Below are 24252 nucleotides of genomic sequence, written 5' to 3' on the forward strand. Positions count from 1 at the left end.
TCATTCGAACCGCACCACTGCCTCCCACCCGCCGACCAGATTCCAGCGCGGCGAACGGTTGCGACCGAGCAAGGCTTGTTCGAGGTGGGCCGGCGCCTTGAGTGCATGCGCGAGTAACGTGCGAATGGGCGCGCGCGTGAACGTTGTCTCCACCAGAGACGGCCGCGACGACAGTATCGTGCCCTTGATCCCGAAAGTCTCAATGATGTTGCCCCAAAAGACGCTGCCCATGTCGTGGACGTGTCCTGGATAGGTGATGTCGATCAAAGAGATGATTCTCGCCAATGGCAAAACGAAAGGGGTGCGGACGTACATATAGGCGCCTTCGCCTGCGCGGGCGATGACCTGGCGAATCGCGGTGTGAGCGTCGGGTATGTGTTCGAAGATCGCACTGGCAAGGATCAGTCCGTAACTGCCTTCGAGGCTTTCTAGGTCCTCGTGCGCGCGGATGCTGATTCCAGAGTCTTGCGGATCTCGCGGCTCACAGTAGTCCACCAAATCAATCGTGATCTGCGGCGACATTCCCCGGGAATGCAGGTTTTTCGCGATGGCGACGGCGAGGGAACCGTCACCACCGCCGAAATCGAGAATGCGCAGCGGCGTCGACCCGAGCCGGTCCGGCACGGCGCGTAACACGTGGCGGGCGAAGCGCTCCGGATCATCGAGCGTATGACGCGTGCAGGCGTCGGAGTAGTACTCGGCGTAGTAGCTTTCTAGGATCTCGGGTTTCGGCATGTGTGAGGCAGACGCCGCCCCGCATGCGTCGCATTCCAGCATCTCGATGTCAGGATTGCGCTGCACGCGCAATACAGGTCGGCGTGGCCGCGAGGAATGGCACACTGGGCAGATTTCACGCGCGTCATCGAGGTCGGCGTGGCCAAGTCGCTTACCGCGATGAAACCTCGTCGTTTGTACCATGGGATTCATCCTCCCAACTGGACGTCAGTTGGCCGCGTGAGATCCAGTAAGCTTTGCACGCGTAAGCAGTCCGCGTGTGGTAAACGATTGCCGCGATCGATCAGAATTGGCGTCAGCCCGGCGTTTCTTGCGCCAATCACGTCGGCCACGTACTCGTTGCCCACATAAACCACTTGGCCAGCATCAAGCGCAATGCGTTCGAGGAAAGCGTCGAAGCAGGCCCGCGCAGGCTTTTCTGCGCCAAGCGCCTCCGAAGCGGCAGCGTCCCCGAGTAGGTGGCGCAGCCCTGCGCGCACCAGTACGTCGTCAAGATGCCGATCCCAGTTGGCCAGTGCATGGACCGCGACATGCGCTCCCACCGTCGACAACGCGGGGGCGGCATCATCGAACGCAACCCATCGGCGTCGCGCCGCGAATCGCGACAACAGCAAAGGATGCAGCCGGTCGAACAAGCTATCTATTCCCAGCACAGCGCATAATGCTCGATTAAGCTCGGCATAGAATGCGTCTTTCCTGGCTTTAGTCGTCAGTTCACTGCTCTTCATCTTGACTGCAAAAGCGACGATTTCATAAGCGTGGGCAATTTCAGCCAAGGCGATGTCAAGCCCCAGCGGGCGGGCGGCATCTTGAAAGATTTGCTCAGGCGAGGGATCTAGACGCAAAAGGGTGCCGGCGCAATCGAACACGACGGCACGGCAGTTGGCGATCGTAGCAGCCACGGTCAGCACGGATCCATCCGCAATTCGTGGTCGCGCCGGTATACGGTGGCAATCCGTGGGCGGGCGCGCCCGATCGGCTCGCCACGTCCAAAGTGCCGCACCAGCCGAAGCGGATCATTGCAACCGACAGCGATGCGCATTTCGGTCGAGCCCGACAAACGTGCATTGATCTCGAACACGAGTGGTCCATTATCGTGGTGCCAGCGAAGCTGTGCGTTGACTGCCCCGATACCAGGAACCTGTTCGCCGAACCTCGAAATAAATTGCTGCATATCAGGATTGTCAACGACTCGCGCACGAACGGTCCGGCCCTCTTCGAGCGAACGCTCCATGGCGACCGCATCCTGCATGACGCCGTACGCGTCGTAGAGAAAGCCAACGGTGAACTCGGGGCCCTCGACATATTGTTGAAAGCAGTAGTTGCGGGGCGGCGCAGCGGTGAATTCTTGCAGTGCAGCGCGGTCTGTCAGCAGCTTGATCCCCTGGCTGGCATGGCCATTGCGCGGCTTGGCCAAGATTGGCAGCGGTAATCCGTCGGTCGGAGCCGCCTCGAATGTGGTGGGTGCCCGAATGCCACGGGCCGACAGAAATTTGGCAGTCAACAACTTATCCTCGGCCGCTTCGACTAACTCATGCGGTGCGAGCACTACGTTGCAGCCGGTCTCTGCGAGCAGCCCGCGGGCGGCCGAAAGGATTGCGATTTCCGAATCAATGCACGGCAGCAAGACTTCCACGCCATGTTCTTCGAGCGCGGCTTTTAAGGCGTCCGGGTACTGCGGCTGTCTTACCAGCGGCAACTGCCGGTGGCCGTCTAGCTCCGGTTCAGAAGATGCGCCGGCGTCGAGTCCGAGGATCCAGATCGGCTCGGCACCAAGCGGATTGCGGCGCAGGCCGCGAAGTGCTCCCCGCCCCACATCGCCACTGACGCCGGTAATCGCCACACGCAACGTCATGACGGGTCGCCCACGTGGCGCGCCAGGCTACGAGACGACGGCTGCAGCCCCTCGGCGATCCGGTCCATGAACACGGCCTCTGGTCGCTCCGCGGCGTAGCTTTCGGCGACAATCTCGCTGGCACGAATCAACTTAGGGCGAACCAGGTCCGCCTGCGCGCCGAGTTCGTATGTATCACGCTGGCGGACAGCCGGGCGCCTCGATTCATCTGTCAGCACATGCCCTCACTGCCATCGCGTACCACCGTTTCGCTCACCAGATAGGCCGGCCGGTCCATCGTGCGGAAGTGCATACGAGCGAGGTACTCGCCAATGATCCCCAGCGCAAAAAGCTGCGCCCCAGAGAAGATCGAGATGATCGACGCCAGGAATGTGAAACCTGGCACAGCGCCAACAATCAGGTAGGCAGCACCAACATAGGCAAGGATCACGACGCCGAACAACACGAGGCCGAAGCCGATGAAGCTGGAGATCTGGAGCGGCAGCGTACTGAACCCTGTCATCAAATTAACGGCGTGGCGAACGAGGCGGGGAATCGAGTAGCCACTGACGCCGGCGGAGCGCGGCTCGTGCCGAACCTTGACGACGGCGAATCGAGAGGTCGTCCAGTTCAGCAGTACATCGATGAAGACGTTCGGGCTGCGGTAGTCGCTAAAGCCGTCTCGCAATCGGGTACGAAAGGCGCGGAAGGCCGAGACGTTACGCGCCGTTTCGGCGCCCATAGCGCTGGCTAACGCCAATTTCGTCAGGCGTGAGGCGGCGTCGCGCAACAGCCCGTGCTGCTCATGCTGCGGCGCGCCGTACACGACGTCGACATCGGGTCCAAGCGCCGCAAGAAGCGATGCAATCTCACCCACCGGATGCTGCAGGTCGTCATCCATCGTCACGATCACGTCGTAGCGCGCGGCGCGTATGCCGCACAGCAGGGCGTTGTGCTGACCATAGTTGCGACTCATGCGGATGCCCCGTACGCGTGCGTCCGCCGCGGCCAGTTCCGTGATGATGGACCACGATTCGTCGCCGCCGCAATCCTCGACGAAAATGATCTCGAACGTCGCCGCGACCTGCGGCATCGTAATGCTCAATTGGGAGTACAGGTCCCGCAGCGTCAACGCTGCGCGATAGACCGGTATAACGACACTTACCAGGGGCCCGGTGGCCGGCGCCGGTGAGGGCGGCACGGTAGTCATGGCCCGCTGTCCCCACGTTCGTGCTTAAGGACCTCGTAGTCGCCGAACTTTGCAATCGGTACAAAGTCATGGTGCAGGTAGCGCACCAAGGGGCTCGGCGGGATTGCAGCGGCAGTACCCCACCACTGGGCAAGGTCGATGTTTTCGACCGTGCAGAGACCGTCGATCGAGTGGATCGTTTCGATCATCTGCTGCTGGTGCGCATCGTCCACCAGCGCGATCAGTTCCGGCTCCTTAAAGTCAGTTGGCGGCTGCTGGTGTGTCCAAACGTAAAAGCTGTTCATCCCCGGCAGGGTCATGAACGCCGTGCAATGTTGATCGATCACGGCGACGATTGCGCGATAGTTCGCCGCTTCTTCGGCGCTGACGTGGACATCTTTGGCGCCGGGCAGTCCCAGCGGTACTGAGCTGTTGTAGGCGGCTCGCGCCTGGCCGAGCCCTTGGTTGAGATGAATGCCGACGAGGACGACTAGGGCCGCGAGCGCCGCGGTGGTGCCGATCAGAAGGGGTACGCGCCGCACGCTGTCGTCGCGTCGGTCGACGGCAATCCACCGGGCCCCGTTTGCGATGCAGATCGCCCCGACCGGGATTAACAGGAAGGTTGCCCAATACAGCTGGCTGCCCGCTACCGGGTACGCGTGCATTGTCTGTAAGACCGCCACTGGCGGTAGTAGTAGCCGAGCGAACTGGGTCTCGTCGTCCGGCGTTCGGGGTGGTTGAATCAGCGCCACCCAGGCAAAGGGAAGGAGGACCCAACGGAAATACACCGGAACAATTTGTGTCGACGCTGGCGTGAATTGCGTAATCGACGTGATCACGGCGAACGCCATAGAAAGGCCGATGAGGATGCTGAGCGTCGCCAAGACCCTGGTCCAATTCCGGCTTGGACGAGTTTCACGGTTGCGAGCGACGTACCAGTAACCGAGCGCGCCAACCAGAGGAAGCAGGTCAAAGACATAGGTCGAGCTGGGCAGTACTAAAGGCACCGGCGGGCGCACACCAATAAAGCGCATCGGCAAAGCGACGATCGCCTCGAAGAGCCCGAACGGGCTAGTTCCGCGGGCGACCGTCGCCAAAAGGATGGTTAGACCCACGACGAGAATTCCGCCGGCGAGCCATAACAGTTCCTTGGAGTCACGACGATCGAAGTGGCGTGCTCTCAACGCCACCACAACGGCAAGCGCGGCCACGGAAACGTGGACTGCGTAGTGGCGACCCCAGGGTTCGCCCACCTTCGAGCTCATCACCACGAGCGGTAGCGCGACGAAGCCGACCTCGACTATCGGCCGCAGCCAGCGAAACCGGGCAAGGGCCGGGTAACACACCGCGCAAATCAAAACCACGGCGGCAAGAGCGAAGATGCCGACATTGATCTTGACGAGGATTATGGCCATCACGGAGGCGCCGAGCAGAGCCATCGGGATCGGCGACACGCGATTGCGGACAAAACAGGAGGAGGCGACGATCACTGAGAGCAGTAGCACGATGATGCCGCCCGGATGCATCGGCTCGTTTGCGAGGCTGAAAAGCGCCTCGAAGGTGCTCAGCTGGGCGGCCAGGCCCAGGACCATGCTGCCGGTCATGCGCCAAGTGGAGAGCCCGATGAGCAGGCTCGACAGCACCCAGACGGCCATGGTCGCCACGCGCCCGCCGTCGTGGTCGATCGGGGTTCCCAAAGCGGAGAAGACCGCGCCCCAGAACTCATAGTGGAAGGGGCCGTAGCCGTTGAAGACGTCGTAGAACCAGCCGTGGCCGAGAAACGACCTCAGCGAGACCAGCATGTAGCCCTCGTCGTCGTATCTCTGGAAGCCGGTGAAGATCCGGTACCGAGCGATCTGGTAGGTGATCACCGTCGTCACTGCAAATATCAGAACGCCGAGGCCGAGTCGAACGCCGCGAGTTCGGGACAGCGTGCTCATCGACTACTTCCCGTTGTGACCCGGCCCCGACTGAGGGCGTAGAAATACCACTTGAGGTAGTGGGGCAGCCATTTCATCAAGCGGAACCGCGACTGGCCCGCAGTACGGTCGCGCCACGTCGACGGTACTTCGGTGACGCGGTGACCGGAGACATGCGCCTTGGCCGTGATCTCCAGCGAGTACTCGAACCCGCCCGAGCTTTCGATCGGAATGTCCCGAAGAACGGAGAGGCGGTAGGCGCGAAAGGCGTTCGTGCCATCGTGTGTCGGCAGGCCACCCAGCCAATAGAGCGTTACGCCGGCGACCCGCGAGATCGTTCGCTTCAGGATTGGCCCGCCGATCTGACGCCCGCCACGCATATAGCGCGAAGCGCACACGATGTCGTACCCCTCGTCGCGAATCAATCGGACCATGTCGTCGACGACCCGGAGGTCGTCCGACAAGTCCGCCATCGAGACGATCACGACATCCGAACGAGCCGCCTCGACGCCCGCGCGAATCGCGTTGATCACGCCTCGGCCGAGAGTATTGCGGACCAACTCAACCCCTGGGTAGCGCGGCGCGAGTTCGCGGACCACGGGCACGGTGTCGTCCTCGTCGAAGTCGTAGACGATCAGCACCCGTTTCGGGTGCGTCACCGTCGCGTACAGCTCGGCCAGCGCACTGCCGATGTTGGAGCCTTCGTTATAAACGGGGACGATGAAGTCGACCTCGTCGGTCATTGAGGCCGCTCCGCGACCACGAGCATCTGTTTGCCCAGCAGATGCTGGGCCGGCCGGAAGCGCAGGTACAGCCGGACGAGGAAGGCCCACTGCGGGAGGCGACTCTTGGTGGTGTACGGCAGAAACCGGGCGCGGCACTCGACGACTCGGAACCCGGCGACCTCGAGTGCCTCGGTCATGCCGCGCTCGCTCAGCGGCAGCGTGTGGTCGAAGAAATCCCAAAATGCTCCGCCCACGAGCCGCACGTTGGGCTGCATGACCATGATCCGCCCGCCGGGACGGAGCGCCGTACGAACGTTGGCGAGCACTTTGAGCAGCGCGTCAGGGCCGCGAAGGTGCTCAAAGACGTTGCTGGCGAACGCCAGATCGACCGTGCCCGCCTCGACGGCCTCCGTGAGACGCTCGAGCGGAAGCTGATATACCTCGACGCCCGGCGCGGCAAACCGCTTTGTGTCGGGGTTGAGGTCAACAGCGATCCGGCGACGGGCCGAGACGTTGTTGACGAAGTCGCAGTAGCCGGCGCCCAGGTCGAGGACGCAGGCGTCGGTGGGCACGTAGCGCGAGAAGAACACCTCGCAGATGACGCGCCAGAGCCGCGCCTTCGACTCACGTTCGTCATCGTGAAACCGCGCTGCATACAACCGATCCAATTCCGCGTTGAGGTCGCCGTATGGTTCGGTCATCAGATGCCGCCTAGCTCGATCTGGCTCTCGATCCACGGGATGATCTCGTCCAGTGCCTCATCAAGCGATGTCGTGGCTTTGAAACCGAGGACGTCCATGGCCTTTTGGACCTCGGGCACCCGCTTCTGCACGTCGTAGGGGAACGGATCATCGCTCACGAGTCGCAGTGGGCTGTTGCTCTTGATCTTTCGCCACACCGCCTCGGCGAGCTCATGAACGGTCGTCGATGTCGCGGTCGAGAGATTGAAGTCCTCATTGCGCGCCAGGTCGGATTCGATGGCCAGGCGAATGCCACGGGCGAGGTCGCCGCCATAGGTGTAGTGCCGGACCTGGCTGCCATCGCCGAGGATGTGCAGCGGATCTTGGCCTTTGAGGACCTTCTGGACAAGGTCGGGGACGACGTGGCTCATCGCCAGCCGGACGTTGCCCGACATGATCTCGCGGTCACATAGGGCGCGTTTTTCGCCCACGCCGATGCAGTTGAATGGGCGGACGATCGTGTAGGGGAGTTCATACTGCTCCCACGCGCCCTGGGCGAAGTATTCGGTGGCGAGCTTTTGGAACCCGTAGGTCGAGTGCGGCGGCGGGCACCGGCGCTGTTCGCCTTCTGGGGTGGGATAGGTAGACGTGCTCTCGTAGACCATCGACGACGAGACGACAGTGACCTTGCGCAGGCTGGCGTTGCGGTGCGCCCAGATCGCCGCGTCGAAGGTCGCCGCGGTGATCCGCTCGTTCTCCGAAAGCAGGTCGTAGGCCAGCTCATGAAAAAGCGAGATGCCGCCGATAATCGCCGCGCCGGCGACCAGATGGTCGCAGCCGGCGAGCAGCTCCTTCAGCAGCGCAACGTCTTTCGCGTCGCCTCGCACGCCCGTGTAGCTTGGGCTTTTGTCGAACGCCCGCTCGACCGGCCCGTACTTGGAGTAGTTATCGAGGCCGATCACTTCGTAGCCGTGGTTGAGTAATTCTTCGATGAGGTAGCCGGCGATGAACCCCGCCGAACCTGTGACGAGAATCTTCACGTCAGCTGCGCTCCCTTTCCGAAGAAGTTCCACACGTCGATGACGGGTTTGTCGTCCGGGACCGCCAGCGAGCGGTAGTCGCTATGGGGTGCGCCGAGCACGAGTACATCCGACCGCTCGAGCGCCTCATCGAGGGCGACGAACCGCGGGTCGCTCACGTACGGATCGGTGCATACGACCGCGGCCGCCTCGTATTCGAGAATCTTGCGAAGTTTGTACGACAGCGATTCGCGCGAATCGTCGATGTCGCCCTTGTAGGCCATGCCGAGGATGCCAACCGTCAACTGCTGCAGCGGGTATCGCAGTTTCATGTGGTGCACCACGTAATCCGGAAGTCCCTCGTTGACCAGCATCGCCGCATGGCCGAGGGAGAACCGCGACTCGGTCGCCGCCGCGAGCTGCATGGTGTCCTTGAATAGACACGGTCCGGCGGCGAACCCGCTCTTCGGTAATCCGGCCATCCTCGGATAATCGCGCGTGAGCGCGTCGTAGATCCGGTAGAAGTCCAGGCCGAAATCGGTTGCGATCATGAAGAACTGGTTGGCCGTCGCGAACTGGATGTAGCGCCAGACGTTGGCGAAGATCTTCGTCAGCTCGGCCTCGACCGGCTTCATGGGAACGATCGAGGGAGCGATGCGGCTGAACAGCTCGGTTGCCACTTTGCTCGCTTCGTCGTCGCAACCCGCGACGATTTGTGGTAAGTCGACGAGTTCGCGCATGGCCTGCCCCTGCGCGATCCTCTCGGGGCAAAAGGCGACATGGACGCGCCGCCCCGAGGCGCGCAACAGGGCATGAACCTTTTCGGTCGTTCCTGGATACAACGTGCTGCGAAGGATGAGGCACTGGCCATCGACCAGATACGGCATGATGTCGACGAAAAAGCGATGGATTCTGTGGAACGTGGGGTTGAGGTGCTCGTCAACGGGCGTGCCGATAACCACGATGATTATGCGTGACCTAGAGATGAGCGTTGGGTCATTGTCGACGACCAGATCTCTGTTAATGACCTCGGCCAGCATGGGCTCGGCCTTTTCTTCCATGAAGGGCATTCGCCCGGCCCGGACCGTTTCGACGGCGGTCGTGTCGATGTCATCGATCGCGACCCGCAGGTCGCGGTGCGCCATCGCGATTGCCAGCGGCAGGCCGACGTGCCCGCACCCGCCGACCACACAGACATCGAACTCGAATTCCGGCGCTTCGATTGTTGACCCCACGGAGTGGCCTCGTTTCAAGTCGGGCCCCCGGGTTTACTCGTCTCCCTGAGTGCGCAGCATATATGTTGATGCCGGTCGCGTCTTTCCGGTTTTCGCAGATTTGGTCACAACGCCCGGTAAATAGACCGAGTCAAGTTATGGTCACTAACTGTGCCGGCCGGGCAGGCGCCAAGAATGTTGTAGCGCAGGCCGCGTCGGCCGATACCGTCGTCAAATCATTGAGCGTCACCCGCGAGCGCGCAGGCAGAGTGGCTAGCGACAAGCTGTCGGGGAGTCGGTCGTCGCGATCGGCGTTGCAGTCGTGAAGACCACCTGAAAGAAGTGGCCGAACAGGTAGGGAATGCCTTCACGCGGTGGGAGCCGTCTGCCAGCTTCCACAGTTTTGCGTCAAGAAGGCAGTGTCACTGGGGCGGATCTCGATCACCTGCGGATCGCTGGTGTTCTTGCTCTCGATTATGTCGTTTGTACTGAGGCTGCGTAGCCGCGCCCAATAACACATCGTCCCCCCGCCGTTGCGATACTTGCCCATCGGAATGTCAACACCGACAAGGTAAGTGCCGTCTTTGTCGATCGATGGCCGGTATATTCCCTGCGCGTCGATGACGGTATGGCGGGCCGCCGTTGGCGGCGGTGTAGCTGTTGTCTGCCTGGCGCTTCCGCATCCGGCGAGCAACAATACGAGAGCGGTTAACGCTAGGCGCATCATGCGGTGGATTGTAGATAATTGGGTGCCGCTGCCGTAACGCTACAAAAAAATGGCGCGCAACTATGGCTGCGCTGGCTGAACTGGATCGATTCCAGTGCAGTCGAATAGTCAGCGTCGTTTTTGTTCGACGAAGCAGCGAGCGATCCAGTCCGGTATGTTGGCCACTCATGGCCCCCCGGCGTTTGGGTCGCACCGTGTCCATCCGCACCGATGAGACGTACAAAAAACTGCGATACGCCGCCGTGTCGGTGGTTTTCGTCCCAATCGGCCAGATTCTGATCCAAATCTTGGGCCTATGGCTTCACAACTACACCGCCGCGTCGTTGCTGCAGGCCGCGGTCATCACAGCGCCCAACTTCTTCGCCAACAAGCATTTCGTCTGGCGGGTCACGTCTCGTGAGAACGTGCGCAGCCAGGTGCTCGTATTCTGGGTAGCCGTGATGCTGGGCGTCGCGCTGGCCACGCTCTTCACCCACCTCGCCGAGATTGCGACGGTGCACCGGGCAGGCCTCATTCGTGGCACGGCAGTGCTCGCTGCCCAACTGCTGGGCTTGGGGATCGTCTGGGTGGGCCGCTTTCTCATCTTGGACCGATGGCTGTTCAAGCTCGCTGGCGACACGCCTGAACACGCCGACGACGTCGTCGGCGAGCTCCCTATCTAAGGCTCCCTTTCAAATCTGTCCGAGCCGGCCCCAGCAAGGGTCCCTGCGATCGCAGCTCAACGTCGGACCGTCAACCCGATCTCAACGGCCGAACGTTCGGGCCGAGAAGGTCCGCACGGCCCACAAGCGGACCGTGGGGCGGCTCGACCGAGACTTCCGGATTAAGGAGCCTATTGCACGGGTGTTGGATTAGACTGCCGGACGGGTTAGCGGGGCGGGAGGTCGCCGCTGTCCCTATGAATGCGCACGGGGGACGAAGGGCTTGGTTCCGCGATGGCTGAAGGCGTGTTCGGGCGCAGCGACGCTGAGATCGACCTCCTGGTGCGTGGTATGCGGTCGGGCATCGCGGTGGTGGGTTTTGGCTACATCGGCACCGTGATCGGCGCCGTGCTGGCCGACCGCGGCTGGCCGGTGACGGGGATCGACGTGCGACAAGCCGTTGTCGACGAGATCAACCTGGGCAAGACGACGGTGCCTGAGCCGGGGCTTGGCGAACTGGTGGCCGACAGCGTGCGCGTCGGTCGGCTGCGGGCGACGACCGACTTTGGTGCGCTGGCCGACAACGACTTTGTGATCGTGACGGTGGGAACGCCGCTGGGCCCGGATTTTGAGCCCATTGTTGACGACATTAAGGCGGCGGCGAAGGCGGTGGGGGCGCATTTGCGTGTGGGCCATCTTGTCATCCTCAAGAGCACGGTGCCGCCTGATACCACCGAAAACATCGTTCGCCCGATCCTCGAGGAGACCTCGGGGTTGCGGGCCGGGGTGGACTTCGGGTTGGCGTTCTGTCCCGAGCGGCTTGCCGAAGGGCAAGCCATTTTCGAGCTGACGTCGATCCCCGTCGTGGTGGGTGCCGTCGACGAGCGCAGCGCCCGCGCTTGTTCGACGCTGTGGCGACATGCTTTGGGCGTGGATTCGGTGGTCGTCGACGATCCGCGGACCGCTGAGATGGTCAAGCTCGCCGACAACCTGTGGGTCGACCTCAACGTCGCGTTGGCGAACGAGCTGGCCAAGGTGTGCGACCGGCTCGGGATGGACGCCCTGCAAGTCATCGAGGCGGCCAACACGATGCCCAAGGGCGGTCGCGACGCGAACATCTTGCGGCCGAGCATGGGCGTCGGCGGCTACTGCCTGACCAAGGATCCGTGGTTCGTCAACCACCTGGGTCAGTCCGTGGGGTTGGAGCTGGCGATCCCGCGGACGTCGCGGACGGTCAACGACACGATGCCGGCCTACACCTACGGGTTGCTCACCGAGCTGCTCGCCGAGCAGGGCAAGGTGATCGAGACCAGCAAGGTCGCGGTGCTGGGCATCGCGTTCAAGAACAACACCGGTGACTGTCGGCTCACGCCCACCAAGTACGTCGTCGCCCTGCTCGAGGAGTCCGGCTGCCAGCTGTCGGTCCATGACCCGTGGGTACCGGACGAGGAGGCCCACACGGTGACGAAGATCCCGTTGACCCCAGACATCGAGTCAGCGGTCAAGGATGCCGATGCCCTGATGGTGCTGGCGGGACACCGAGAGTTCCACCAGGTTCCGCTGGTGCGGCTCGCGGAGCTGACGGCAGCCGGGTGCGTGTTCCTGGATGGGCGGAATAGCTTTGACCCGGCGGCGGTGCGCGCGGCAGGCTTCATCTACAAGGGAATCGGCCGATAGCCGACGAAAACCGCTACACGGAAGCGAAAGAGCAAATATGTCGAATGTCGTCGTGACGGGCGGCTACGGTTTTATCGGATCACATTTGGTTTCGGCACTGCTGGACCGCGGAGATTCGGTCACGGTGTTCGATTTCGCGAAGAACACCCGTGACACCAGCATCGACTTCGACCAGCACCCCAATTTTCGGTTCGTGCAAGGCGATGTCACCGACCTGAGCGCGCTGGAACAAGCCCTGACGCCGGGGGTCGACACGGTCTTTCATCTGGCCGCGGTCGTCGGTGTCAAGAACTATCTCAACGATCCGCTCGGTGTTCTTGACGTGAATGTGATCGGCACGCGCAACGTCCTCGAGCTGAGCCAGCGGCACGGAACGCGTGTGGTGTTCGCGAGCACGTCGGAGGTGTTCGGGAAAAATCCCAACCCGCCCTTCGCCGAGGACGACGACCGCGTCCTGGGTTCGACGAGGACCGCGCGGTGGAGCTACAGCACCAGCAAGGCCATGGCCGAGCACTTGGTTTTCGCGATGCACACCTCCTACGGTTTGCCGGTGACGGTGGTGCGCTACTTCAATGTGTATGGCCCGCGGCAGAATCCGATCTTCGTGATCTCGCAGAGCATCCATCGGATCCTCAACGGCCGCCAGCCCCTGCTGTACGACTCGGGCGACCAGACGCGCTGTTTCACCTATATTGACGACGCCATCGCCGGCACCCTGCTCGCGGCCGACAGCGACGCCGCGATCGGTGAGGCCTTCAACATCGGGAGCATGGTCGAGACCACCATGCGTGATGCCGTCGCACTGGCGATCAAGATCGCGAACGTCGACTCGGTGTCGGGCGCCGAAGGCGTGGACACCGCGGCACGTTATGGCGGTCGCTACGAGGACATTCCCCGTCGCATCCCGGACTCGACCAAGGCGCAGCGGGAGTTGGGATGGCGCCTTCAGGTCGATGTCGAGGAAGGGATCCGCCGCACCATCGAGTGGGCACGGGCCAACCCGTGGTACCTCAAAGAGCCCGCGAGGGACGAGGCGTAAGACCGCCGAATGTCCAACGCCCCGCGGCGTCCGGTACGCCCCGGCGTGTCACCCAGCGGCGAGTGTGCGGTCGGCAAGTGCCCCCATCAGCGGCGCTAACGCCCGGGCGTACTGGGGTGTCAGGTGGCTGTTGTCGACGTAGACCAGGGCGTTGCCCACGATGACCGGGCAGCGCTCAGCCGTGCAGAACAGCGCGGTGACGTCGGAGTATCGTGCGCCGGCGGCTTTGGTGGCGGCGGCTTCAGCGGCGATGCCGGCCTGGTTCACCGCTTTCGAGGTCGGCAGCGAGCAGGCCGTCGCATCGTCAAGGTGGCCGGCCAGGCAGTCCGGCACCGTTGACCGCGGAATCGGAATCGGCCCGAGGACCAGCACTTGCGCGCCGGTGCCGCGCAGTTGTGTTACGAGGCGGCCTAGGGCGTCGATCCACCCCGAGTCGAAGGACAACGGATGGCCGCGCATCATGCTGAGCACGATGAGCCGCGGATGCTCGGCGTTTAACCGCGCGGTGATCTGACCCCGCCACTGGTCGCACTCGGTGTAAGGCCGGTTAACGGCGGTGTTGATGGTGGGCAGATCAAGCATGGGGCAGGCGGCCTTGGTCATCGTCTCCAGCCGCCAGTGCCGCTGGGTAGCGGCTTGTTCAAACGCCGGATACCACATCGCGGCATGCGAGTCGCCGACCAGTGCCACGGACGTCGAGGAGGTGGTATCGCCCGACGCGCACTCGGGCTGTCCGACTTCGAAAAAATTGCGAAGACAGCCGTGCAAGTACAAAGCCTTGACTTCGGCCGTCACACCGGCCAGCGGTGGGGTTAGGTTCGAAGGGACGGCCTGCAGCCCGACGGATGCGGCGACCGCCGCCTGTACCTGCGCGAATGCATGCTGGACCGCCGTGTCGTAGGCGTCAATGCCAGAACCGGCGGGCGGCGACGTCGCGGAGAAGGCCGGCGCTGGAGCCGCCGGACCGCGGCCGACCGGGACGGGCATCAACACCAGCAGTGCCACGCCGACGCTGGCCGCGATCGCGGTCGCGGTGCCGCCCACGGCGAGACTGCGGTTGGCCGACCGTCGCAAGGGAGCGGCGAAGCGAATCGGGTTCTCGATGAAACGCAGAGTCAAGAAGGCCAGCCCCAGCGACACCGCGACCGCTGTCAGCCGTTGCCCCAGGGAATGGCCGGTCGCCGCCGCGGGTACCACTAGAAGCAACGGCCAGTGCCATAGATACCACGAGTAGGACACCCGGCCGATCGCGCGCATCGGGCGCAACGCCAGGACGCGCCCGACTCCCCGCGCCGGCAGGGCGCAGCCGGCGCCGATCACCAGCGCCGCGCCCAGCACGGGCAACAGCGCGGCGGTGCCCGGATAGGGCGTATCCGGACCCAACCGGGTGCAGGCCAGCAGGACCATGCCTAGTCCCGCGTATCCCGCGATCGCGGCGACCAGTGCAGGGAGTCGGCGCCACTGGTCGATGGTGAGGGCCACCAGACCACCGACGGCTAACTCCCAGGCTCGGGTGGGCAGCGAAAAGAACGCCACCGGGGGCACTGCGCGAGTGAATACCAGTGACAGCGCAAACGACGCCGTCGCGACCAGCACCAGGACAAGCAGATAAGGGCGTTGTGAGGAGGGGCCCTGAGCCCCGGTCCGCCGCCGCGCGTGCCGGATGAGCCAGGCCGTGCCGATGATCAGGGCCGGCCACACCAGGTAGAACTGCTCCTCGACGCCCAATGACCAGTAGTGCAGGAATGGCGAAGGCAGGGCGTCGGCGAGATAGTCGACGCCCTGGAGCATGAAGCGGTAATTGCTGACGTACAACGCGCTGGCAATGCCGTCAATGAAAATGTTCCGGGTCTGCAATATAGGCGACATGGCGGCGGCGCCGATCATGATGACGACGCCCACCGTGGCCGACGCCGGTAGCAGCCGGCGCGCCCTCGCCCCGTAGAACCGGCGCAGTCCGACGGTCCCGGTGCTGCTCACCTCGCGCCAGAGCAGCCCCGTGATCAGAAAGCCCGAGATGATGAAGAATACGTCCACGCCGACGAGGCCACCGCTCACGCCCGGGATGTGGGCGTGAAACAGCACGACGGCCACCACCGCAACGGCACGCAGACCCTCGATGTCCGGACGGAATTCCTTGCGTGGCGGGTGCCGGTGCTGTGCCTCATCGGTTGCGGTGACGCTGTCGACCTGACGCACTACCACCCACCTAACGGGAAAGTATTCTGAGAATCGAGGAATTATCACACACCTGTTCAACAGTTTTCGGCCGAATCCTCAACTGCGGACACACCGGGAGCTGTAGCCCGAGCGCGCTGCTGCCCAGGGTTTCCCGGCTTCTAGTCTGATAGCGCCAGTGCCGGGGTTATGCTGCTGGGCGGCTGAGCCGGGTAGACGGGCTGCTTCCATTTGCCAGAGCGTGCACGGGATGTGAAAGGGCTAGGGTCTCGCCGATGAAATTTGTGCTGGCAAACTGGGGAACTCGCGGAGAAGTCGAGCCCTACGTCACCGTCGGCCGCGAGCTGGTGCGCCGCGGCCACGAGGTGCACATGGCCGTCGCGCCCGAAATGGTCAGCTTCACGGAGGCGGCCGGCCCTACGGCGGTGGCCTACGGACCGCCTATGAAAGCGATCCTCGACCCCCACCGCGATTTCTGGGCGGGCTTGTTCACTACCCCTTGGAGGATCCGGGAGCTGGGCAGGTTGTCGGCCGAGTATTCGGCGCCCCTGACGCAGTGCCGGGCCGAGGTCGCCAAGACGCTCACGTCGCTGGCGGACGGGGCCGACCTGTTGCTCACCGGCATGAATTACGAGAACGACGCGCTCAACGCCGCGGAGCATTGCGGCATTCCGTTCGCCACCCTGCATATCTTCCCGCTGCGCGTCAACGGCCAGCTCCTGCCGATCTTGCCGGCGCCGTTGGCCCGCTCCGCGACGAGGATGCTCGACTGGTCGGCGTGGCGCGGAGGGAAGAAGATCGAGGATGCTCAGCGCCGTGAACTCGGTTTGCCCGAGGCGACCAGCCCCTGGCCGCGTCGGATCACCGAACGCGGATCGTTGGAAATCCAGGCCTACGACGAGGTTTGCTACCCCGGGCTGGCGGCCGAATGGGCGAAATGGAATGAGCAGCGGCCCCCCAGAAGGCCGTTCGTCGGCGCGCTGACGATGGAGTTGCCGACGGACACCGATGGCGAGGTCGCGGCATGGATCGCCGCGGGAACACCGCCGATCTGCTTCGGCTTCGGCAGCGTAGGCGTCGAATCAGCCGCCGACACGCTGTCGATGATCAGCTCGGCCTGCGCGCAGCTGGGCGAGCGGGCGCTGATCTGCGCAGCCGGGACCGACTACAGCAACGTCGAACATTCGGAGCACGTCAAGGTGGTGGGCGTGATGAACTACGCCGCCGCCCTGCCCGCCTGCCGCGCGTTCGTGCACCACGGCGGTGCGGGAACGACGAACGCGGGCCTGCGCGCGGGACTGCCGACGTTGATCCTCTGGACACTGCCCGATCAGGGGCTCTGGGGAGCTCGGGTGAAACGACTGAAAGTCGGCACCGGACGGCGCTTTTCGGCCACCACCGAGAAATCGTTGGTCGCCGACCTCCGCACCGTCCTTGCCCCGCAATGTCTCACCCGCGCCCGCGAGCTCGCCACCCGGATGACCAAACCCGCCGACAGCGTTGCGATCACCGCCGACCTGGTGGAAGAATTCGCCCGCCTCAAGCCGGTCGGCTGAGCCGTCTACCTCAGCAGGGCCGTCAGGGGCGTGTGATCGCCTGGCCCGACGCCCGATTCGGGTTGCTCCCCGATCCAGCCGAGCAGGGCATCTAGACCGTCCTCGAGCGCCCGTTGCGGGAGCCAGTCGAGTGCCCTCTTTGCCGGCTCGATGTCGCAGCTCGCGGCCCGCACGTCGCCGTCGCGGAACTTCGCCACGACGACAGGTTCGGGGGCGTGGCAGATGGCGGCGATCTTGAGGGCCAGTTCGTGGATCGTGGTAGGGGTGCCCGACCCGATGTCCAGGCAGCGTTGCGGGGATGCGGGTCTTTCGATCGCGGCGAACAGCGCCGCGATGACGTCGTCGATATAGACGAAGTCGCGCACGATCTGTCCGTCTTCGTAGACCTCCAGCGCGCGCTGCTGGCGTGCCAGCCGCGCGAAGAGAGCGACGATTCCGGTGTAGGAATTCGTCAGCGACTGACCCGGTCCGTACACATTCTGCAGCCGCAGCACGCTGAGACGGGAGTCGTGGGCCGCTGTCCACGCCGCCAAGATGTGCTCTTGGGCGAGCTTGGTCGCCGCGTAGATGTTGGTGGGCCGGGGCTCGGTTCGGCCGGCGGAGCTCGGCAGCGGGATCGCGGGCAGATCGGTGGGACCGTGGGGATCCCAGACGCCGGACGCGAGCTGAGCGTGGCTACGCGGCTGCGGATAGAAGACCTGAGAGCCGGACTGCCAGGCGCCCTCCCCGTAGACGGCCCGCGACGATGCCAAGACGATCTGGTCGGGCACATGAGCCGCGCGGCTCAGGGCGTCGAGCAGCTGCGTGGTGCCCACCACGTTGACCGAACCATGGCGGGTCGCTTCCGACAGCGACTGCGCCGTTCCCGTCTCGGCCGCCAGATGCACGACCTGGGACGGCCGGCATAACCGCAGCACGGCATCCCAGTCGGGCGCATGGGTGACATCGCCTGTGCACAGCCGCACCGATGGCGGCAGGTCGATCGCCCCATGTTCGCCGTGTACCTGCGGGTGCAAGACGTCCATCACGGCGACGTCGTACCCGGCCCCGACGAGCCGGCGCGCAAGCGCAGACCCGATAAACCCTGCCCCGCCAGTGATGAGCACTGATGTCGCCAAAATCCGTTGCCTCTCGTTACTTTGCCAGGGAAGTGCGTGACCGGCACGCGTTGCTGGGTGGGCGTTCCATGTCAGCCCGGGGCGAGTGCGCGGTCGACCAGGGCGCCGATGACCGGCGCCAACAGCCGGCTGTATTCGAACGTGATGTGCATCTGATCGCGGTACACCAGGGTGTTGCCGACGATGACCGGGCAGCGGTCGGCGGTGCAGAACAGTTCGGTGAGGTCGGCATATTGCCCGTCGCCGGCCTTGGTCGCGGCGGACTCGGCCGCGACGCCGGGTTGGTTCACCGCCTTGGACCTCGGCGGCGAACAGGCGCTCGCGTCATCGAGGTGCAGCGACAGGCAGATGGGCACCACCGACTGCGGATCCGGGATCGCTCCGAGCACCAGGACCTGCGCACCGATGTCGCGCAGCTGCTGTACATCGCGGGTCAGGCTGGCGATCCACGCCGGGTCGTATGACGTGAAACCTGACGCCCACCCGTAGCGGGCACCGTATCGGCGCATCATGTCGAGGACGATTAGCCGGGGCCGCTCGATCCGTAACCGGGCAAGTATCTGGTCTCGCCACCGCTCGCACTCGGTGTACTCCCGGCCAAAGAGAGGGATTGTGAAGGGCAGGTCCAGCCATGGGCAGTAGCCCTTGGTCAGGGTGTCGAGCCGCAAGTGCCGCTGCGCGGCGGCCCTTTCGAAGGCCGGCTCCCACATCGCGGCGTTCGAATCGCCGATCAGGGCCACCGTCGTCGACGACGCGGTATCGCCCGTCGCGCACAGGGGATGATCGATTTGGAGAATGTCGCGCAAGCAGTCCGTGGGGCCCAGGGGCACGTTCATCGCGTCGGCGAGCGGGGGCGTCAGGTTCGACGGGACCGCTTTGAGGTCGCCCGATGCCGCGACCGCAGCCTGCACCTGCGCGAATGCCTGCTTCACCGCAGTGTCGTACGCGGCGAGGTCGGAGCCGGCGGGGGGAGGCGTCGCGGTGAGGGTCAGCGCGGTTGCCGCCGGGCCACGGCCGACCGGGGTGGGCACCGCTACCAGCAGCGTTACGCCCACACAGACGGCTATCGCTGTGGCGCCGCCGCCAACCGCGAGACTGCGGGCAGCCGATCGGCGCACGGGGTCCGCGAATCGCAGCGGGTTCTCGATGAAACGCAGGGTCAGCGCGGCCAGCCCGAGGGAAAACAGGATCATCACGATCGCCAGCCCGAGCGGGTGCTGCGACCATGCGGGGGTGGACATCGCCACCAGCAGCACCGGCCAGTGCCATAGGTACCACGAGTAGGACACCCGGCCGATCGCCCGCATCGGCCGCACCGCCAGGACGCGGCCGCATCCCTGCGCGGGGGTGGCGCAGCCCGCGCCGATCACCAGCGCCGCACCCAGCACGGGCAACAGCGCGGCGGTACCCGGGTAGGGCGTGCTCCGGTCCAACCAAGTGCATGCCAGCAGGATTGATGCGAGGCCCCCCCATCCGGCGACCGCGGCGGCAGGTGGCGGCAGGCGGCGCCATTGGCCGGCGGTGAGGGCCACCAGGCCGCCGACGGCCAGCTCCCAGGCCCGGGTGGGCAGCGAAAAGAACGCCACCGGTGGCGCCAGGCGGGTGACCACCAGCGACAACGCGAACGAGGCCGCCGCGACCAGGGCCAGTACCACCAGGTATGGGCGTTTCGAGGAGGTCGCCTCGGCCCTGGTCCGCCGCCGCACCAGCCGGATGAGCCACGCCGTACCGATGATCAGGGCCGGCCACACCAGATAGAACTGCTCCTCGACGCCCAACGACCAGTAGTGCTCGAACGGCGACGGCGGCAGGTTGGTGGCGAGGTATTCGACACCTTGCAGCACGAACCGGTAGTTGCTGACGTACAGCGCGCTGGCGATGCCGTCACCGATGATCCGCCGGGACTGCAACGCGGGTAACAAGGCAGCCGAGCCGAGCATGATCACCACGCCGACCGTGGCCGACGCCGGCAGCAGTCGGCGGGCCCGCGCCCCGTAGAAGCGGGCCAGCCGGACGGTGCCGGACGCGCTTGCCTCGCGCCAGAGCAGCCCGGTGATCAGGAAGCCCGAGATGACGAAGAAGACGTCCACCCCGACGAACCCACCGCCCGCCCCCGTGACGTCCGCGTGGAACAGGACGACGGCCACCACGGCGACCGCGCGCAGGCCCTCGATGTCGGCACGAAATCCCGCCTTTTCCGGGCTCCGATTCGGGACCGCCCGGGTAGGGCTAACGCTGTCGGTCGGGTGCAAGGTCACCTACCTGGGAAGAGGACGAGTCCGTCGAGTCGAGGCATTATCACACACCTGCCTAACAAGGCTGGATCGATTGCACGATGTCAACTGTGGGCGAGCGCGCGATCGGCCAGGGCGCCGATCACCGGCGCCAGCGCCTGGGCGTATTCGACGGTCATGTGGTTGGCGTCGAAGTACACCAGGGTGTTGCCGACGATGACCGGGCAGCGGCCGCCGGCGCAGAACAACTCGGTGAGGTCGGCGTATTGCCCGCCGGCGGCCTGGGTGGCGGCGGACTCGGCGGCGATGCCGGATTCGTTGACCGCCGTCGCTCGCGGCGATGAGCAGGCGCTCGCGTCTTCGAGGTTCGAGGACAAGCAGATTGGCGCCGCCGCGCGCGGGCTGGGGATCGGTCCCAATACCAGCACCTGCGCACCGGCGCGACGAAGCTGCTGCACCAGGCGGGCCAGGCCGTCGTTCCACACCGGATCGTAGGAGGTGAAGCCCGGCGTGTAGCTGTGCCCGAAGCCATACCCGCGGTACATGCTGACCACGACCAGCCGCGGCTGCTCGGTCTGCAGCCTGGCGAGGATCTGAGCGCGCCACTGCTGGCACATGGCGTTGGACACCGCGCGGCGGATGGTGTCGGCGATGGGCAAGTCCATCGGCGTGCAGGCGCCCTTCCCCAGGGTCTCCAGCCGCCAGTGCCGTTGCGAGGCGACCTCCTGGAACGCCGGGCTCCACATCGTGGCGTGGGAGTCGCCGAGCAGGGCCACCGTCGTTGTCGAGGCAGTATCGCCGGTTGCGCACTCCGGCTGTCCGGCTTCGAAGAGATTGCGCAGGCACCCGTTCTGGAACACCGTCTTGTATTCGGCCGCCGCGCCGGCGAGCGGCGGGGTGAGGTTCGACGGGACGGCTCGGAGGTCGGCCGACGCTGCGACGGCCGCCTGCACCTGCGCGAACTCCTGCCGCACCGCCGCGTCGTAGGCGTTGATCGTGGACCCCGGGGGAGGCGGCGTTGCGGTGATGGACAGCGCCGCAGCCGCCGGGCCGCGTCCGACCGGCACGGGAATCGACGCCAGCAGCGCCACACCCACGGTGACCGCGATCACGGTGGCGGCGCCGCCGAGCGCGAGGCTGGCCAGGGCGGAGCGGCGTATCGGGGCGGCGAATCGCAGCGGGTTCTCGATGAAGCGCAGGGTGAGCACGGCCAGCCCACCGGAGACGAGGACCGCCGCCAGCCTGCCGGCCAGCCCGAGGGTGTGGCCCAGCAGCGGCGCCGCGAGTACCACCACGGGCCAGTGCCAGAGGTACCACGAGTAAGACACCCGGCCGATCGCGCGCATCGGCCGCACCGCCAGCGCGCGGCCGCAGCCCTGGGACGGCGCCGGACAGCCGGCGCCGATCACCAGCGCCGCGCCCAGCACGGGCAACAGCGCGGCGAGACCCGGGTACGGCGTGGCCGGTCCCAACTGCGTGCAGGCCAGGAGGATCAGGACCAGCCCGGCCCACCCGCTCAGCGCGGCTGTCCTCGGGGCCATTCGGCGCCACCGACCGGCGGTCAGGGCCACCAGGCCCCCGGCGGCCAGCTGCCAGGCGCGGGTGGGCAGCGAAAAGAAGGCCACAAACGGCGCCACATAGGTGATCGCCAGCGACAGGGCGAACGACACCGCCGCGACGAGGGCCAGGACCATCAGGTATGGGCGTTTTGAGGAGGTCGCCTCGGCCCTGGTCCGGCGCCGCACCAGCCGGATGAGCCAGGCCGTGCCAATGATCAGGGCCGGCCACACCAGGTAGAACTGCTCCTCGACGCCCAATGACCAGTAGTGCTGGAACGGCGACCCCGCCCGGGACGCGGCGAAGTAGTCGACCTGTTGCTGGATGAACCAGTAGTTGCCGACATAGAGCGCGCACGCGATGCCGTCCATGATGACCAGCGGGGACTGCAGCGGGGGGAGCAGCAACACCGACGCGATCATGGTGACCACGCCGACGGTGGCCGATGCGGGCAGCAGGCGGCGGGCCCGGGCCCCGTAGAAGCGGCGCAGCCGGACGGTGCCGGTGCCGCTCGCCTCGCGCCAGAGCAGCCCGGTGATCAGAAAGCCCGAGATGACGAAGAACACGTCCACGCCGACGAACCCGCCACCGATCCCCGGCATGTCGGCGTGGAAGAGGACAACGGCCACCACCGCGACGGCGCGTAACCCCTCGATGTCGGGGCGAAATTTCGTCTTTTCCGGGGGTGACCCGGCTACTGCCTCGGTAGGGCTAACACTGTCGGCCGGGTGCAATGTCACCTACCTGAGATGCAGACGAGCTCTCTTTGGGTCGAGGCATTATCACACACGTGTCGAGCAAGCCGGGTGGGTTCCATGAAGCAAATCGGGCCGAGCGGGTGGTCGGCCGACGTTCGCGTCGCCGGCCCCGCTGATGGAAGCATCAACCCTGATCGACGCCGATGGCGATCAGGGGCAGATCCCCACCCACATCGGGTCATCCACCAACTGCGAGCAGCGGGTTACCAAACCCCGCACCGACTGCTCGGTATTGACCGCAGCGAGGATTTGGGAGAGCGCAAAAAAGACGATCGCGACTGCGAACCAGACCCGGGTTCCCCTGGTGGCGGGTCGGCTGGATTCAGGTTGGCGGCCCGCGTAGAGCAGATAGACCACGCCCACATCGAACGAGATCGCTATCCACCAGCGCGTCCAATCGGCTGAGGTTGCGAAAACCGGAAGCAACAACAGCGTCGCCACGGTCACCCACGAAAGCCAGCCCTGCACAGCTTGGCGAAATCGTCCGAAGGGTGCGCCGGAGATTCCCCTGACGACAAGCATCGTCAGCGCGAGGATCACGATCCCCGCCATTGTCGACATGATCAAAGGGCCCCAACCAATCTGGTCGGGTCCGATGAAAGGAGTCTTTCTTGTCGTGACGGTGATGAAGCGACAAGTCCAGTCGTGATAGTCCACGTAGGCGTGTTCGCCGGTCGGCGCCGGGCCGGGCGCCCAGCGAACGGGGCCGTGCGGCAACCGGGCACATTGCGACGACACGTCCCGCCGCCGCAGCAGCGCTATCGCCAGCGCGACGACCAAGCCGGGAGCCACGGCGAGCATTGCGCTGCGCCGCCGGATTGTGGTGGAACTGCGCGCCAGCACCGCAATTGCCAGGATCGCGCCGAGCGCCAGCAGAAAGGGAACCGCCTCGTGGATCAGCGTCAGCACCGCGATCGCGGCGCCGTAAATGCCGCTCGCGACTGGCAGCGATCGGTCCCTTTTCGCTGAGGCGAGCACCACCGCGAACACGGCCAGCGCCGCCTCGCCAAGAAGGTCGGGCGTTGGCAAAACCAGGGCGTGCACAACGCCCAACGGCAGCACCGGGGTGAGCAGCGCCAGCATCAGCCGCCGTTCCGAGCGGCCGAATCTGACCGCCACCGTCCACGCCACCGCCGCGATGCCGACTCCGAACACCGTTGGCACCAACCAGCGCAGAACCAACAGGCCGCCGAAGTAGAGGTCGGCCGGGAACAGGTTCAGAATCTCGCCGCCGAGCCCCCGCCTGACGAAGCCTTGGCTGTAATCGACGGCGTAGTACGGGAAGAACTGCAGATTGGGTTCGTACACGCTCGCGAAGACAACCCACGACGCCACATAGAGCAGCACAAGCAGCCCGACGATCGCGTACCCGAGTCGGCGCCGGGTACTCGGCTCGTCCGACGGCGGAGCCGCTGGTGGTTCTTCGGTTACGACCGGACGACCGGCACCGAA

At 65.0% G+C, this 24252-nt stretch carries 20 protein-coding genes; 4 read left to right on the forward strand and 16 right to left on the reverse strand.

Annotated elements, in window-relative coordinates:
• The 11 genes from MTAB308_RS07755 to MTAB308_RS07805 form a co-directional block, all read right to left on the reverse strand.
• The gene (locus MTAB308_RS07755) at window positions 1–918 is read right to left on the reverse strand and encodes a class I SAM-dependent methyltransferase (RefSeq protein WP_157900920.1); all 918 of its coding nucleotides are present in this window, start codon (window positions 916–918) and stop codon (window positions 1–3) included.
• Window positions 919–923: 5 nt separating this feature from the next.
• On the reverse strand, window positions 924–1646 hold the full coding sequence (locus MTAB308_RS07760; RefSeq protein WP_077098880.1) for an HAD family hydrolase: 723 nt from the start codon (window positions 1644–1646) through the stop codon (window positions 924–926).
• A complete protein-coding gene (locus tag MTAB308_RS07765; RefSeq protein WP_077098881.1) occupies window positions 1640–2590 on the reverse strand; it encodes an ATP-grasp domain-containing protein in 951 nt (316 codons plus the stop codon). Before MTAB308_RS07765 ends, MTAB308_RS07760 begins: the two co-directional genes overlap by 7 nt.
• Window positions 2587–2808: a hypothetical protein gene (locus tag MTAB308_RS07770; RefSeq protein WP_077098882.1), complete on the reverse strand. Its 222-nt coding sequence runs from the start codon at window positions 2806–2808 to the stop codon at window positions 2587–2589. Before MTAB308_RS07770 ends, MTAB308_RS07765 begins: the two co-directional genes overlap by 4 nt.
• The gene (locus MTAB308_RS07775) at window positions 2802–3779 is read right to left on the reverse strand and encodes a glycosyltransferase family 2 protein (RefSeq protein ID WP_077098883.1); all 978 of its coding nucleotides are present in this window, start codon (window positions 3777–3779) and stop codon (window positions 2802–2804) included. Before MTAB308_RS07775 ends, MTAB308_RS07770 begins: the two co-directional genes overlap by 7 nt.
• Complete coding sequence (locus MTAB308_RS07780) at window positions 3776–5698, reverse strand: hypothetical protein (RefSeq protein WP_157900921.1); 1923 nt, start codon at window positions 5696–5698, stop codon at window positions 3776–3778. Before MTAB308_RS07780 ends, MTAB308_RS07775 begins: the two co-directional genes overlap by 4 nt.
• Window positions 5695–6420 (reverse strand): glycosyltransferase, encoded by a 726-nt coding sequence (locus MTAB308_RS07785; RefSeq protein ID WP_077098885.1) that lies wholly within the window; start codon window positions 6418–6420, stop codon window positions 5695–5697. The genes MTAB308_RS07780 and MTAB308_RS07785 overlap by 4 nt, the downstream gene beginning before the upstream one ends.
• Window positions 6417–7103: a class I SAM-dependent methyltransferase gene (locus tag MTAB308_RS07790; RefSeq protein ID WP_077098886.1), complete on the reverse strand. Its 687-nt coding sequence runs from the start codon at window positions 7101–7103 to the stop codon at window positions 6417–6419. The genes MTAB308_RS07785 and MTAB308_RS07790 overlap by 4 nt, the downstream gene beginning before the upstream one ends.
• On the reverse strand, window positions 7103–8122 hold the full coding sequence (locus MTAB308_RS07795) for an NAD-dependent epimerase/dehydratase family protein (RefSeq protein WP_077098887.1): 1020 nt from the start codon (window positions 8120–8122) through the stop codon (window positions 7103–7105). Before MTAB308_RS07795 ends, MTAB308_RS07790 begins: the two co-directional genes overlap by 1 nt.
• Entirely contained in the window at window positions 8119–9291 is a 1173-nt protein-coding gene (locus MTAB308_RS07800; RefSeq protein WP_245831305.1) for a nucleotide sugar dehydrogenase, read from the reverse strand. Before MTAB308_RS07800 ends, MTAB308_RS07795 begins: the two co-directional genes overlap by 4 nt.
• Before the next feature lie 391 nt (window positions 9292–9682).
• Complete coding sequence (locus MTAB308_RS07805) at window positions 9683–10042, reverse strand: Rv1352/Rv1906c domain-containing protein (protein WP_077098888.1); 360 nt, start codon at window positions 10040–10042, stop codon at window positions 9683–9685.
• Window positions 10043–10236: 194 nt separating this feature from the next.
• Here MTAB308_RS07805 and MTAB308_RS07810 point away from each other — a divergent pair, with 194 nt between their 5' ends.
• From MTAB308_RS07810 to MTAB308_RS07820, 3 genes are all read left to right on the forward strand, one after another.
• Window positions 10237–10704 (forward strand): GtrA domain-containing protein, encoded by a 468-nt coding sequence (locus MTAB308_RS07810; protein WP_245831306.1) that lies wholly within the window; start codon window positions 10237–10239, stop codon window positions 10702–10704.
• Between the two features lie 273 nt (window positions 10705–10977).
• Window positions 10978–12360 carry a nucleotide sugar dehydrogenase gene (locus MTAB308_RS07815; protein ID WP_083746460.1) on the forward strand — a complete coding sequence of 461 codons (1383 nt, stop codon included), beginning with the start codon at window positions 10978–10980 and terminating at the stop codon, window positions 12358–12360.
• A 37-nt stretch (window positions 12361–12397) separates the two neighbouring features.
• Window positions 12398–13399, forward strand: coding sequence for an NAD-dependent epimerase/dehydratase family protein (locus MTAB308_RS07820; protein WP_077098890.1), 1002 nt, complete (start codon window positions 12398–12400; stop codon window positions 13397–13399).
• 48 nt (window positions 13400–13447) lie between these two features.
• Here the strand turns inward: MTAB308_RS07820 and MTAB308_RS07825 are convergent, their stop codons facing one another.
• Window positions 13448–15604: an acyltransferase family protein gene (locus MTAB308_RS07825; RefSeq protein ID WP_083746461.1), complete on the reverse strand. Its 2157-nt coding sequence runs from the start codon at window positions 15602–15604 to the stop codon at window positions 13448–13450.
• 248 nt (window positions 15605–15852) lie between these two features.
• Between MTAB308_RS07825 and MTAB308_RS07830 the strand changes: the two genes are divergently transcribed.
• Window positions 15853–17133, forward strand: a complete 1281-nt coding sequence (locus MTAB308_RS07830) for a glycosyltransferase (RefSeq protein WP_077098891.1) — start codon at window positions 15853–15855, stop codon at window positions 17131–17133.
• A gap of 5 nt (window positions 17134–17138) precedes the next feature.
• Here MTAB308_RS07830 and MTAB308_RS07835 read toward each other — a convergent pair whose 3' ends face one another.
• The 4 genes from MTAB308_RS07835 to MTAB308_RS07850 all read right to left on the reverse strand — a co-directional run bounded on the left by MTAB308_RS07835 (window position 17139) and on the right by MTAB308_RS07850 (window position 24147).
• On the reverse strand, window positions 17139–18239 hold the full coding sequence (locus tag MTAB308_RS07835; protein ID WP_077098892.1) for an NAD-dependent epimerase/dehydratase family protein: 1101 nt from the start codon (window positions 18237–18239) through the stop codon (window positions 17139–17141).
• Between the two features lie 83 nt (window positions 18240–18322).
• Complete coding sequence (locus tag MTAB308_RS07840; RefSeq protein ID WP_077098893.1) at window positions 18323–20509, reverse strand: acyltransferase family protein; 2187 nt, start codon at window positions 20507–20509, stop codon at window positions 18323–18325.
• Window positions 20510–20589: 80 nt separating this feature from the next.
• Complete coding sequence (locus tag MTAB308_RS07845; protein ID WP_077098894.1) at window positions 20590–22782, reverse strand: acyltransferase family protein; 2193 nt, start codon at window positions 22780–22782, stop codon at window positions 20590–20592.
• Window positions 22783–22950: 168 nt separating this feature from the next.
• Entirely contained in the window at window positions 22951–24147 is a 1197-nt protein-coding gene (locus tag MTAB308_RS07850; protein ID WP_077098895.1) for a hypothetical protein, read from the reverse strand.
• Between the last annotated feature and the right edge of the window lie 105 nt (window positions 24148–24252).

Source organism: Mycobacterium terramassiliense, from assembly GCF_900157385.1.
Classification (GTDB): Bacteria; Actinomycetota; Actinomycetes; order Mycobacteriales; family Mycobacteriaceae; genus Mycobacterium; species Mycobacterium terramassiliense.